The following is a 12,830-nucleotide window of genomic DNA, read 5'->3' on the forward strand; positions in this document are numbered from 1 at the left end:
CGGGGCCTGCAGTCCGACCCCGGCCACGATGATGCCCAGCGTGGCGGCGAGGCTGTACGCGGGGCCGGTGGAGGCCAGGCCCATGGCGACCGAGGCCGAGCAGTGGACGGCGACGGTGCCGCCGGGTACGTGGGGCAGAACGTCCTCGGGGTTCGCGTCCGTCGCGGCCAGGTGCTTCGCGCGGACCCGCTCGACGGTGGTGAACGTGCCGTCGGAAGTGGACTTGTCCCCGAGCGCCTTCTTGCACACGGCGGCGGGTGAGCCGGTCGTGGTGTCCTCGCGCCACAGCGCGACGAGCTTCCTGTGGCCGTCCAGGAACCGCAGCGTCCGGGCGGCCGAGCCGGCCGGCCGGTCCACGTCGACGTAAGCGGTACGCGCGAGGGCGTCCAGGAGGTCGGGGGGCACCGTGTGGGACATCGGGCAGGACTGGAACCGCGGCGGCGGCAGCACGGCGGTGAACGAGCCGTCCGCCCGTACCGTGAAGGTGCCGCCGACCAGCGGGCCGCACGCCCTGTTCACCTGCCATCCGTTCGGCACCCCGTCGGCGCCGATGATGAGGTTCGCCGGAATGCCACTGGCGTCGCGCCACGACGAGACGTCGCGCCCGTCGATCCGGACGGCGATCCACCGCCCGCCCAGGACTTCGGCATTCAGGGCCGCGCGGCCGAAGCCGGGAGTGGCCATGGTGTTGCTCCTGTCGTGGCTCGTCTGCGTGGCGACGGCCACCGATCCGGCGACGGCCACGACGCAGGCGAACACACCGGCGACGGCGAACCGCCGGCGCCGGCGCTGCCTCGTCCCCGCGCGGACCGCCTCGTCGATGTCGATGCGGTCGGCAGGACCACTGATGCTGAGGGACGCGATACGCGCGCCGAGGTCCTCCGGCGTCTTGTCGGGGGTCACGATGCTCCTTCGATCGTGGTCGGTCGTGCGGCCTGGGCAGGTCGTGTCCGGAGCGCGGAGCGCAGAGCCTCCAGGCCGCGGCTCGTCTGGCTCTTGACGTTGCCCGCACTCGTCCTGAGCAGGGCCGCGGTCTGCTCGACCGACAGATCCTCGAAGAAACGCAGGACGAGCACGGTCCGCTGGCCCGTCGGGATCGTCAACAGGGCGGCGATCAGATCGTCGTCGCGCTCGACCATGCTGGTGTGCGGGTGTGAGTCCAGCAGGGCCACATCCGCCTCGCTGATCTCACGCCTTGCCGGTCGGCGTCGGTAGTCGGTGTGGAGATTGCAGAGGATCCGACGGACGTAGGCACGCGGATCACCGGATGCCACCACCCTGCCCCACCTGGAGTAGAGCCGTCCGAGCGCGTCCTGGACGAGGTCATCGGCGAGGTACCAGTCACCGCAGAGCAGGAACGCCGTCGTACGCAGGCGGGTCCGGTGCTCGAGCACCCAGGTTCGGAAGTCGGTCTCGCGGGGATGATCCGTCACGCTCTTCCTCGTCTCACGCATCCAGGCGTCGCCTGCGCCGGACCCGGGCCGACCCGGGTCTCAGCCTCTCCCTACGCCCTACACGGAACCCGGGCCGCCCAGGGTTGCACGCGGCCGCGACCCATGGGCGGCCGGGAACTTCGGGGCTGTCTTCCTGCGGCTGTGACCCGCCCGGTAGGCCCACGGCTCAAAGACAGGTACCCGTAGCTGTACGGGAATGACCGGGCGGGGCCGATTTGCCCCCGTGAACCGATCGTCCCCGGTCGATTACAGTGCTGGACGTCGTACGTACGGGCGGTGCTGTGAGGAGGTCTGCGTGGGTGCCACGTCCGGTGCCGTCTGGGGCCGCGCCGAGCAGCAGGACTTCCGCAGCCGGGTGCGCGGCACGCTGCTGGGTGCCGCCGTCGGCGATGCGCTCGGCGGGCCGGCCGATGCGCTCGCCCTGGACGAGATCCGGTCCGTGTACGGCGCGGAGGGCCTGCTCGACCTGGCCTACGGGCACGGAGGGCGCGGTACGGTCACCCACCACACACAGCTCACCCTCTTCACGGTGGACGGGCTGATCCGCGCCCAGGTGCGCCGGGACACCGGCGCCTGGCATCCGCCGACCGACCTGCACCGGGCCTATCTGCGCTGGGCGGCCACCCAGCGGGACTGGGGGCCCGACGAGCGGCGCAAGGACGACGGGTGGCTGGCGCGCGAGGAATGGCTCTACGCCCGCCGCGACCCCACCCGGGCGCTGCTCATCGGCCTCGGCGACGACACCATGGGCACGCTGGAGACCCCGAAGAACCCCGGCGAGCTGGGCCCGGAGGCGGTGACCCGGTCCGCCCCCTTCGGCCTGCTGGTCGGCTGGGAGCCGCAGCTGGTGATCCAGCTGGCCGTGGAGTGCGCGGCCCAGACCCACGGGCACCCCATCGCCTACCTCTCGGCGGGCGCCTACGCCGTCGTCGTGCACGCCCTCGCCCGCGGCGAGAGCCTGGACGGCGCCGTGCAGCGGGCGCTCGCCCTGCTCGCCGCCCGCCCCGGCCACCAGCCGGTGTCCGACGCCCTCCAGCACGCGCTCGGTGCGGTGCGGCAGGGGCTGCCCGGCCCGTCCCGGGTGGAGGAACTGGCCGGCGACGGCACGGCGGACGGGCTGCTGGCCGCGTCCGTGTACTGCGCGCTGGTGGGGGAGGACGTACGGCACGGCCTGTGCCTCGCGGTGAACCAGAGCGGCCCCTCCGCCGCGGCCGGCGCACTGACCGGCGGCCTCCTCGGCGCCCTGCACGGCGAGACCGCCCTCCCGCCGGCCTGGCTGGCCGAGCTGGAAGGACGGCCGACCATCCTGGAACTCGCCGACGACTTCGCAATGGAAATGACCCAGGGCCCCGCCCTCCACGGCCCCGCCGGCTCGTCCCCAGCCTGGCTGACCAGATACCCGCGAGCCTGAACCGCCCCAAAGAGCCGAGGGGAACTGCGCGACCGACCCCCACGCACCCGCACTCGGGGATCGGCCCGCGTTCGGGAGCGTGCACTGTGCAGCCGCGGTGACTGCAACCCTCAGGGGCGCGGGGAACTGCGCGACCGGCCCTCACGCACCCGCACTCGGGGATCGGCCCGCGTTCGGGAGCGTGCACTGTGCAGCCGCGGTGACTGCAACCCTCAGGGGCGCGGGGAACTGCGCGACCGGCCCTCACGTACCCGCACTCGGGGATCGGCCCGCAGCCTCATGGCGCCGCAGCTCAACCGGCCCTCACGTACCCGCACTCGGGGATCGGCCCGCAGCCTCATGGCGCCGCAGCTCAACCGGCCGCCTACAGAGGCTGGTTGGGCGCCCCCACGATGTCGTCGCCCGCCGCGGTCGGCACCGGAACCGCCGTCACACCGTCCCCGTCCGTGTTCACCCGGTCGATGATCGCCAGCCGCTCGGGGGTGTCCTCCGGCTTCAGGTAACCGATCAGGATGTACAGGACCAGGGAGACCGCCAGCGGGACCGAGACCTGGTACTGGAGGGGGACTCCGCCGTCGACGCTCCAGTTGATGGGGTAGTTGACCAGCCAGAAGGCCAGCAGTCCCGCAGCCCAGCTGGTGAGGGCCGCCGTCGGGCCGGAGCGGCGGAACGTGCGGAGCAGACCGAGCATCATCGGGATCGCGATCGGGCCCATCAGGCCCGCGACCCACTTGATCACGACGGTGATGATGTCCTTGAAGGCGGGGGAGTTGACCTGCGTCGCCACCGCCATCGACAGGCCGAGGAAGACGACCGTCGTCACACGGGCCGCGATCAGACCCGGGCGCGCGCCCCAGCTCCGCGCCCTGCGCGACAGCACGGGCGCCACGTCACGGGTGAAGACCGCGGCGATCGCGTTAGCGTCGGAGGAGCACATGGCCATGGTGTGCGAGAAGAACCCGACGATGACCAGGCCCAACAACCCGTGCGGCAGCAGCTGTTCGGTCATCAGCGCGTAGGAGTCGGAGCCGTCCGGCTTCTTGGCGTGGACGAGGAGCGGGGCCATCCACATGGGGAAGAAGAGGACCACCGGCCAGACCAGCCACAGGATCGCCGACAGCCGCGCCGAGCGCTCGGCCTCCCGCGCGCTGCCCGTCGCCATGTAGCGCTGGGCCTGGTTGAGCATGCCGCCGTTGTACTCGAAGAGCTTGATGAAGAGGAACGCGAGAAGGAAGACCGTGCCGTACGGTCCGACCAGCGGCTTGCCGTGGCCGTGCAGTGCGCTCTCGTCCCAGGCGCCGAAGAAGCCGATGTTCTTGTCGTTCAGCTTCGCCACGACCGCGACGAACATCGAGATGCCGGCCAGCAACTGGATGACGAACTGGCCGAGTTCGGTGAGCGCATCCGCCCACAGGCCGCCGATCGTGCAGTAGACGGCCGTGATCGCCCCGGTGATGAGGATGCCCTGGTTCAGCGTCACGCCCGTGAACACCGACAGCAGGGTGGCGATCGCCGCCCACTTGGCACCGACGTCCACGATCTTCAGCAGCATGCCCGACCATGCGAGCGCCTGCTGGGTGGGGAGGTTGTAACGGTTCTTCAGATACTCGAGCGGAGAGGCCACATGGAGCCTGGACCGCAGCCGGTTGATGCGCGGCGCGAACAGCTTGGAGCCGATGGCGATGCCGAGCGCGATCGGGAAGGACCAGGTGACGAACGAGGTGACGCCGTAGGTGTAGGCGATTCCCGCGTACCCCGTGAACATCACCGCGCTGTATCCCGACATGTGGTGCGAGATGCCGGACAGCCACCAGGGCATCTTGCCGCCCGCAGTGAAGAAGTCACTGACGTCGTCCACGCGCTTGTGCGACCAGAGGCCGATCGCGACCATGACACCGAAGTAGCCGATCAGCACGGCCCAGTCGAGACCGTTCATGTGTCCCCTTCCAGCGTTCCCAGCCAAGGTCAGGCATGTGAACTCTGGTTTCGAACATGGACGCACTGCAAGGAAGGGGAGGGTCAAGAGAGGGTAAAGATGTTCGTCGTGATGACTTCAGTTCATCTATATGAACGAACGTGCAGGGAGTCCGACTGCCTCAGCGCATCAGCTCACCGGCGTTGACCAGCAACGACTGCCCCGTGATGGCCCGTGCCCGGTCCGAGGACAGGAACACCGCCGCGTCGGCCACGTCCCCGTCCGTCGCCAGCTCCGGCAGTGCCATCCGCTCCGAGAGCCGCCCCAGTACCTCCGCCTCCGGCACCCCCTCCGTCTGCGCGGTGAACTGTACGTACGCCTGCACCGGCGGCCCCCACATCCACCCCGGCAGCACCGTGTTGACCCGGATCCGGTGCGGCCCCAGCTCCCGCGCCAGCGAGTACATCGCGCTGGTCAGCGCCCCTTTCGAGGCGGCGTAAGCGGCCTGCTTCACCTGCGAGGGCGCGGCGACGGCCGACTGTGTCCCGATGAACACCACCGACCCGCCCCCGCCCGCCCTCAGTGCCGGCAGGCATGCCCTGGTCATCCGCAGCGTCCCCAGCAGGTTCACATCGATGACCGTCTGCCAGGTCGCGAAGTCCGCGTCCTCGACCCCGCCGAAGTAGGAGTCCCAGGCCGCCACGTGCACCACGGCGTCGATCGCCCCGAACCGCTCCCGCGCCAGCCCTGCCAGCGCCTCGCACTGCCCCTCGTCGGTGATGTCGGTCGCCCGGTACGCCGTGCGCGCCCCGTCCGGATCGATCTCGGCCGCGCTCTTGGCGAGGTTCGCCCCGGTGCGCGCTCCCAGCACCGCGTTCCCGCCGTCCCGCACGACGGCCGCGGCGACCTGGTGGCCGAGTCCGGCCCCGACTCCGGAGACGACGACGGTCTTGCCTGCGAGCAGTGACATGGCGGACCTCCAGCTGTCCTGGCTCTGGCGCATCATCTGACGGAGCGTCAGAGTATGGGCGAGTGCAGGAGGACGGAAGGGGAGGAGCGTTCATGTCCGAGGAGACCGGCACCCGCAGCGAGAACGGCACCCACGGCGAGACCGGCACCCGTAACGCGAGCGGCACCCGCGGTGAGACCGGCACCCGCAGCGCGAGCGGCACCAGCAGCGAGATGTACGCCGAACTGGCCGCCGTGGGCCCCTACGGCGTCCGTCCCGGCCACGCACTGATCACCATGGTCGAGCCGCACCCCGGCCACGAGTACGCCTACAACCGCTGGTACGAGGACGACCACTACTACGCCGGCGCGATGGCCATGCCCTGGATGTACGCCGGCCGCCGCTGGGTCGCCACCCGTGACCTGCAGCTCCTGCGCTACCCCGAGAAGTCGGCCATCGCCCGGCCGGTCACCGCCGGCTGCTACATCTCCACGTACTGGATCACCGACGCCCGCTACGACGACCACATGAAGTGGACGGTCGCGATCAACAAGCGCCTCAACCGCGACGCCCGCGTCTACCACGACCGCACCCACGTCTTCACGGCATTCCAGGACCACGCGACGACGGTCTACCGGGACGGCGCGGCGGGCCCGAGGGACTTCCACGCGCTCGACCATCCGTATGCGGGCCTGGTGGTGGAGGTGATCGACGCGGAGTCGGCGGAGCAGCGGGCCCAGCTGCTGGAGTGGCTGCGGACCCGCCATCTGCCCCGCCGGCTGTCGGGCTCCCCGGCCGCGATGGTCACCGTCTTCAGGCCGACGCCCCTGCCCGGCGACCGCATGACCTACGTCAAGCAGGTCGAGGGCGTCGACACCCGGCTGACCCTGCTGTGGTTCCTGGAGGTGGGCCCGCGGGAGTGCTGGGAGGAGCACTTCACGGGGCTGGACGAGCAGGTGGGGGAGTCGGGACTGGGCCGGGTGGAACTGGTCGCGCCCTTCATCCCCACCATCCCGGGCACAGACCGCTACGTGAGCGCCCTGCGGACCACCACATAACCCCGTCCCGTCCCCGCCCTGCCCGTCCGACCCTCCGCTCCGGTCGGCGGAGTAGCCCCACCCTCGCCCGGCCCGTCCGGCTCCCAGCCGACCGAGTATCCCCGCCCCCGCCCCGCCGGTCCGGCTTCTCGGCCGACCGAGTATCCCCGGCGCGCCCTCGCCCTGCCGGTCCGGCTTCTCGGCCGACCGAGTCGGGTGGGTGGGTGGGTGGGGAGCGGGGGGGGCTGGGGGCGGAGCCCCCAGGGGTCACTTCAGCTCGTCAGGGCAGGGAGTGCCGCGGGGCAACTGGTACGGCGCGGCCAACCGGTACGTCCCGGCCTTCGGCGCGAGCAACATCGTCCACTTGTCCCCCTTCGCATCCTCCGGCGTCTCCATCAGACACCCGTTGACGTTGTCGTACGCCTTCGGCATGCCCGCGGCCCGATGCCTGGACGCCTCCGTCTCCTGCGGCGCCTTCAGGCTCTTGCCGTGCTCGTCGACGACGCTCAGCCACGGCGAGTACGGGATCTTGATCAGGATCCGCCCGGCCTTGCGGACCTCCAGCGTCATCTCACCCTGCTCGGCCCGGTCCACCACCGCGTCGGGCTCGGCCATCGACGTCGGGTCGGTCACCTTGAACAGCTGCCAGTTGGCATCGCCCCAGATCTGCTTCAGGTACGGCATCCCACGCTGCAGCAGCGCCCGCTCGCGCTCGCCGCCGTCCCCGTCCGGGTTGTCCTTGGGCAGCACGACGAAGTGCACGGCCCACCGCTGCAGCCACTCGTGGTAGTTCGCCGAGTTCAGCGTGTCGTCGTAGAAGAGCGGGTTGCGCTCCATGTCGGCCTGCCGGTTCCAGCCGCGGGCCAGGTTGACGTACGGCGCGAGCGCGGAGGCCTCGCGGTGCGAGCGCGCCGGGACCACCTCGACCCTGCCCTTCTCGGCGCCGACGTGCTGCAGCTCGTTGACCAGCGGGGCAAGCTCGCGGGCCCAGGACGCCGCCGGGGTGGTGTGGATGATGTCGTCGACCGACTTGAAGCCGATCCAGCCGACGAAGCCCAGGAAGGCCAGCACGGTCACGTACCACTTGCGGCTGCGGGGCACCGTGTACGGCAGCGCGGCGATCAGTGTCGCACCCGCGAACATCATGGGAAGCCGGGATATGTTCGAGCCGATCTGCGAGCTGATCAGCCAGACCAGGACCACGCCGAGACTGTAGACGGCCGCCGTGAGCCGTAGGGTGATCCACTCCTTGGGGACGAGGAACAGGCACAGCAGGCCGTAGGACAGGGGCAGGATCACCGAGCCGATCCCCATCGGCTGGGTGCCGGAGAACGGGAACAGCAACGCCGAGACGGCGACGACCGCCGTGGGGGCGAGCCCCAGGGCCCAGGCGCCGGGCCGCCGCTTCTGCAGGAACAGTGCGGCCGCGATCAGGCCCACGAACAGCCCGGCCACCGGCGAGGCCATCGTGGCGAGCGCCGCCAGCGGGGCGGCGACCAGGGCCTTCGCCCAGCGTTTGTACCGCCACCGGTGGGGCCAGCAGAAGACGGCCGCGACCGAGCCGAGCGCGAACACCGTGCCGAGCCCGAAGGTCACCCGCCCGGATATTGCGTTGCAGAGCAGTGCGAAGACCCCGGCGAGCGCGGCCCACAGCGGGTTCTTCACGGACCGGCTGCGGATGAGGATCATCGTCAGCAGGCCTGCCGAGATCGTCCCGGCGATCATCATCGTCGTACGGACGCCGAGCACGGACATCAGATACGGCGACACCACGCTGTACGACACCGGGTGCATGCCCCCGTACCAGGCGAGGTTGTACGCCGAGTCCGGGTGCCGGCCGACGAACTCCGCCCAGGCGTCCTGGGCCGCGAGATCACCGCCACTGTTCGCGAACGTGAAGAACCAGATGATGTGCAGGACACCCGCGAGGGCAGTCATGGACAGCGCGGGGTGCAGCAGGAGCCGCTGCCGCAGGGGCTCGGCCGCGGCGAGGAGACGGGTGAGTCCGCTGTCCGGGCGCGTGTCCGGACGCGCCTGCGGACGGGCGCCCGGACGGCCGTCGGCATGACCGTCGGCACGACCGTCCGGGTCAGCCGCGGACAGGCGTATTCGGCCGGATCCCGGGTCCGGATCGGCGTCGTCGGCGCGTGTCGGCTCGGTTGTGGCCACCTGAAGGCACTCCCCGTGATCCCGTCTTCTGTTCTCGGCCGCTTTCCTCGGTGTTCCCGGCCGCTTCCCGTCCAGTTCGCGGCCCTGTCCCCTGACCGGCGCCCTGCCCCGTTTCGTGACGCTAGCACGCACCCCGCCGCGGGGCTCCGTCGGCGGGGTGCGGTAGCGCTGGACCAGGGGCCCGGCTCAGCCGAGGCGGGTCAGCTTGTCCGTGAAGCCGGGTTCGGCCAGATCCTTCTGGAGGGCCACCGGCACCTTCACCGCACCGGCCGAACCGTCACCCACGGTGAGCGTGCCGACCGTGGTGCCCGCTTTCGCGGTGTGCGGAACGGGGTCGGAGGCGAAGGACAGCTTCACCTTCAGGCCGGCCCAGCCGACGGCGGGGACGTCCTTGGTGAGCACGACCGGGGTGTGGCCGCCGAGCTGGTCGTCCACATAGCCGACCACGTCGCCCTTCTTCAGGATCTTCGACGAGGTCAGTGCGTCCTGGGCGGCGAGCAGCGCGGTCTTGCTGACCACGTTGACCGTCTCGAGGATCGACGTTCCCTTGTGCTGGCCGAGGATCGCGCCGACGATCGTCACGGTCTGCCCGCCGACCGTCTTGCGGGAGGCGAAGAGCAGGTTGCCGCCGGCCGCGGTGGTGCTGCCGGTCTTGATGCCGATCGCGCCCATCTGGAACGGCAGTTTGTTCCAGTTGGGCCAGTTGTGGCCGGTGGGGTCGGTCCAGCTGGCCGCGCTGGTGATGGCGACCAGGGCCGGGTTCTTCACGACCACGCGGCCGAGCTTCACCTGGTCCTCGGCGGTGGAGACGGTGGTCTCCTTCAGACCCGAGGGATCGGTGTACTTCGTGTTGGTCATCCCCAGTTCCTTGGCGGTGTCGTTCATCTTCTTGACGAACGCCGCCTCCGAGCCCAGGTCCCAGCGCGCGAGCAGACGCGCGATGTTGTTGGCGGAGGGGATCATGACGGCCGACAGGGCCTGCTTCTCGGTGAGGAACTGGCCGGCCTTGAGGGTGTTGACGGTGGACTCGCCGCTCTTGCTGTAACCGCCCTCCTTCTCCGCCGTCGCGTCGATCTTGATCTTCGGGCCTTCCTCCCCCGGCTTGAGCGGATGGTCCCTGAGGATGATGTACGAGGTCATGGTCTTGGCGACCGAGCCGATGGCCACGGGCGTCTGCTTGCCGAAGTTGCCCATGTTGCCGACGCCGTCGCCGTCGATCCAGCCCTGGCCCTCGTCCGGCCAGGGGAGCTGCAGCTTGGCGCCGTCGAACGTGTAGCTGTCCTTGCTGGTGAGCGCGAGGGTGGGGGACGGCAGCGGGCGGAAGGCCTGTACGGCCGCGAAGATGATCACCAGGAGGAGGACCAGGGGGGTCCAGATCTTGACCCGGCGCACGATCGTGCGGACCGGGGTCTCCGCGGGCGGGGGCGTGTTCGTCAGCTCGGCCAGCAGGTCCAGCGGAGGCTTGGGCGGGAGCGGCTGCTGGGTGGTGCGCTCGGGGCCGACGTGGGGGACGGACGTGGTGACGTCCGGGTTCTTCAGCGGGACGAACTTGCTGCCGCCCAGCTTGAGCATGGTCGTCGGCTGGTCGACCTCGGGCTTCTTCGGGCGGGCGGCCTTGAAGACGGTCGTGGGCTGATCGACGCTGCGCTTGGCTTCAGCGGCTTTGGCCTCGGCGTTCTTGGCTTCGGTGCCCTTGGCTTCGGCGTCCTTCGCCTCGGCTTCGCCCTCGGCGGTCTTCTCTCTCCCACCCGCACCACCCGTGCGGTTCTCGTCGTCGGCCGCGGGTGGCCCCTGCGGGGCGTCCTCGCCGCCGGCGGCCGACCGCTCGTCCCTGTCGGCAGCCTTGTCCGCGACGGCGCTCTTCGCCTTGTCCGCGGTAGCAGTCTCCGTCTTGTCCTCGGCGGCAGTCTTCAGCCGGTTCGCGGTGGCAGCCTTCGCCCCGTCCGTGGCGGCAGTCTTCGCCTCGTCCTCGGCGGCAGTCTCCGCCTTGTTCGCGGCGGCGGTCTTGGCCTTCTCCGCGGCGGCGCTCTTCGCCTTGTTCGCGGCGGCGGCCTTCGCCCTGTCCACGGCGGCGCTCTTCGCCCGGTTCGCGGCGGCCGTCTTCGCCTCGTCCTCGGCGGCGGTCCTGGCCCTGTCCTCGGTGGCGGCCTTTGCGGCTGCGGCTGCGGTTGTGTCGTCCGCGACGTTTTCTATGTTCTCGCCCGGCTCCGAGGCGGCGTCAGTCTTCGCGTCCGCTTCCCTCTTCGGGGCCGAGTCCGGAGCCGAGGCGGCGTCAGCCTTTGCGTCCGTGTCGGAGTCGGATGCGGCGTCCACGCTTGCGTCCGTGCCGGCGTCGGCGTTCGCGTCCGGCTTCGGCTCGGTCTTCGCGGCGGACTCGGCGTCCGACTCCGAACCGGACCCGGCCCCCGCCGTCGTCTTCTTTTCCGCCTCCTTCTCGGGCTGGTCGGCCTTCGCCGCCTCGTCGGCTCCGGAAGCTGCCTGCTGCTCGGGCTCTTCGGGCCGGCCCTCGGTCTTCTCGGCGGACTCCTCGGGCTTCTCCTGCGGCTTTGCAGATGCGTCGGCTTCAGCCTTCGGCTTCTTCGTGGTGTCCGCCGAGCGGACCCATGCCGAGACCGCCTCGCGCAGGTCGGCGTCCTCGTCCTTGGGGGCCTCGGGCTTCTTCGCGTCCTCGGCGGAGCCGGCGGCTTCCTTCACGTCCCGCACCGACAGGACCTTCGTCGCGGTATCCACCGCGGCGCCCGAGGAATCCTTTTCGCGGGAGACGGCGAGACGCGGATCGCGGGTCTCGGGAACCGAACCCGCGCTCCCCGACGTCGGTTCCGACGACTTGTGCTGCTTCGACCTGTCGGGGGACTCGCCCGCCACCGATGCCTCCTCCGTGCGGCGCACGCCTCCGCGCGCGCCCTGTCCGAACCATGTACCAGTGTCCTGTGTGAGGGCTTGGCCCCTGTGCTAGACGAGAACGACATACCTACCGGTTCCCTCACGAACCGGTCACGCACCCTCGACAGACCAATGTGAGAGGGGTCACCCTGTCTTTCATCCACGCGGGGAGGCATGGATGGGCAGGAGCCGCAGAACACTTCCGGAGGAGCTTCTGCTGCTGGCACTGGACCCGGCCACGGGTACCACTGCACAGCCGCAGTCGCTCGACCTCGGTCTGGCCGGAGCACAGCTAGTGGAGCTGGCGCTGGCCGGACGGATAGCCCCAGACGGGGATCGTATCGCCGTGGTGGTACCACGGCCGACTGGAGATCCGACTTTGGACTGCGCGTTGGAGTTGCTGCGAAGGCGTGGCGCTCCTGTACGTGCCGTCCATTGGATCGGCGGGCCCCGGCTGGGGCTGCGTCAGATCTACCTCTCGCATCTCGAACGGTGCGGCATGGTTGCCGCCGTACCGGGGCAGATGTGCGGAGTGCTGCCGACGACTCGCTACCAGGCGACGGACACCGCCATCAGCCGGGAGATCCGATCCCGGCTGGATTCCGCGATCCGCACCGGCGTACCGCCGGACCCGCGGACCGCGGCGCTCGCCGCCCTGGCACACGCCGTCGGCCTCGGCAAGCACCTGTACCCGGGGAACGAGGGGCGCTCGTCCCGGTCCCGGCTGCGGGATCTGATCCGGCACGACCCCATGGGCGGGCTGGTCGCGCATGCCGTGATGGACGTACAGAACGGCGCGGCGGCCCAGCCGCGGCGCGGTCCGGCCGCGGCCGGCCGCCCGGCGGGTCCCGCAGCCAGGGCCGCGGCGGAACCCGCACGCGGGGTTCCGATGCAGCCGCGCCACGGGTCCATGGCGCGTGCCGTGGCCCACTGAGCCGCACCGTCAGTCCCCAAGACCCGGTACGGGAGCCGCTGGTTCGAGCGGGGGGGGGGGGGCCGGGGGGGGGGGGCG

9 protein-coding genes are annotated in these 12,830 nt (G+C 70.7%); 3 read left to right on the forward strand and 6 right to left on the reverse strand.

Annotation, left to right across the window (positions count from 1 at the left end):
• Window positions 1-903: hypothetical protein (locus AB0H32_RS41760; protein WP_361132739.1), on the reverse strand; the 903-nt coding region annotated here is incomplete at its 3' end.
• Complete coding sequence (locus AB0H32_RS41765) at window positions 900-1,433, reverse strand: SigE family RNA polymerase sigma factor (protein ID WP_361132742.1); 534 nt, start codon at window positions 1,431-1,433, stop codon at window positions 900-902. The genes AB0H32_RS41765 and AB0H32_RS41760, both read right to left, overlap by 4 nt.
• Before the next feature lie 316 nt (window positions 1,434-1,749).
• On the opposite strand from AB0H32_RS41765, the gene AB0H32_RS41770 reads away from it, so the two are divergent.
• Complete coding sequence (locus AB0H32_RS41770) at window positions 1,750-2,865, forward strand: ADP-ribosylglycohydrolase family protein (RefSeq protein WP_361132745.1); 1,116 nt, start codon at window positions 1,750-1,752, stop codon at window positions 2,863-2,865.
• Window positions 2,866-3,229: 364 nt separating this feature from the next.
• Here AB0H32_RS41770 and AB0H32_RS41775 read toward each other — a convergent pair whose 3' ends face one another.
• Both AB0H32_RS41775 and AB0H32_RS41780 read right to left on the reverse strand, forming a co-directional pair.
• Entirely contained in the window at window positions 3,230-4,801 is a 1,572-nt protein-coding gene (locus tag AB0H32_RS41775) for a sodium:solute symporter family protein (RefSeq protein ID WP_361132749.1), read from the reverse strand.
• Window positions 4,802-4,961: 160 nt separating this feature from the next.
• Window positions 4,962-5,750: an SDR family oxidoreductase gene (locus tag AB0H32_RS41780; protein ID WP_361132752.1), complete on the reverse strand. Its 789-nt coding sequence runs from the start codon at window positions 5,748-5,750 to the stop codon at window positions 4,962-4,964.
• 212 nt (window positions 5,751-5,962) lie between these two features.
• Between AB0H32_RS41780 and AB0H32_RS41785 the strand changes: the two genes are divergently transcribed.
• Window positions 5,963-6,787 carry a hypothetical protein gene (locus AB0H32_RS41785; RefSeq protein ID WP_361132764.1) on the forward strand — a complete coding sequence of 275 codons (825 nt, stop codon included), beginning with the start codon at window positions 5,963-5,965 and terminating at the stop codon, window positions 6,785-6,787.
• 246 nt (window positions 6,788-7,033) lie between these two features.
• On the opposite strand, the gene AB0H32_RS41790 is transcribed toward AB0H32_RS41785, so the two are convergent.
• On the reverse strand, window positions 7,034-8,935 hold the full coding sequence (locus AB0H32_RS41790) for an MFS transporter (RefSeq protein ID WP_361132755.1): 1,902 nt from the start codon (window positions 8,933-8,935) through the stop codon (window positions 7,034-7,036).
• 186 nt (window positions 8,936-9,121) lie between these two features.
• A complete protein-coding gene (locus AB0H32_RS41795) occupies window positions 9,122-11,824 on the reverse strand; it encodes a D-alanyl-D-alanine carboxypeptidase (RefSeq protein WP_361132758.1) in 2,703 nt (900 codons plus the stop codon).
• A gap of 172 nt (window positions 11,825-11,996) precedes the next feature.
• Here AB0H32_RS41795 and AB0H32_RS41800 point away from each other — a divergent pair, with 172 nt between their 5' ends.
• Complete coding sequence (locus tag AB0H32_RS41800; RefSeq protein WP_361132761.1) at window positions 11,997-12,752, forward strand: GPP34 family phosphoprotein; 756 nt, start codon at window positions 11,997-11,999, stop codon at window positions 12,750-12,752.
• The last annotated feature ends 78 nt before the right edge of the window (window positions 12,753-12,830 follow it).

The sequence above is a fragment of the Streptomyces sp. NPDC020362 genome (assembly GCF_040642095.1).
Taxonomy (GTDB): Bacteria; Actinomycetota; Actinomycetes; order Streptomycetales; family Streptomycetaceae; genus Streptomyces.